This window comes from Amycolatopsis oliviviridis (genome assembly GCF_014654365.1).
Lineage (GTDB): Bacteria > Actinomycetota > Actinomycetes > Mycobacteriales > Pseudonocardiaceae > Amycolatopsis > Amycolatopsis oliviviridis.
On record NZ_BNAY01000029.1, the window covers coordinates 1 to 622 of the forward strand.

Below are 622 nucleotides of genomic sequence, written 5' to 3' on the forward strand. Positions count from 1 at the left end.
TTACGGTGATGGCGTGCCTTTTGAAGAATGAGCCTGCGAGTTAGTGCTGCGTGGCGAGGTTAACCCGTGTGGGGTAGCCGTAGCGAAAGCGAGTCTGAATAGGGCGATTGAGTCGCGTGGTCTAGACCCGAAGCGGAGTGATCTACCCATGGCCAGGCTGAAGCGTCGGTAAGACGACGTGGAGGGCCGAACCCACTTAGGTTGAAAACTGAGGGGATGAGCTGTGGGTAGGGGTGAAAGGCCAATCAAACTCCGTGATAGCTGGTTCTCCCCGAAATGCATTTAGGTGCAGCGTCACGTGTTTCTTGTTGGGGGTAGAGCTACTGGATGGTCTAGGGGCCTTACCGGGTTACCGAAATCAACCAAACTCCGAATACCAATAAGTGAGAGCGTGGCAGTGAGACGGCGGGGGATAAGCTTCGTCGTCGAGAGGGAAACAGCCCAGAACACCAGCTAAGGCCCCTAAGTGTGTGCTCAGTGGGAAAGGATGTGGGATTGCCCAGACAACCAGGAGGTTGGCTTAGAAGCAGCCACCCTTGAAAGAGTGCGTAATAGCTCACTGGTCAAGTGGTCCTGCGCCGACAATGTAGCGGGGCTTAAGCACACCGCCGAAGCTGTGTCA

Annotated in this window: 1 rRNA gene; it reads left to right on the forward strand. The window is 55.5% G+C overall.

The features are described from left to right. Positions 1–622, forward strand: a 23S ribosomal RNA gene (locus IE302_RS42570); the annotation flags it as partial.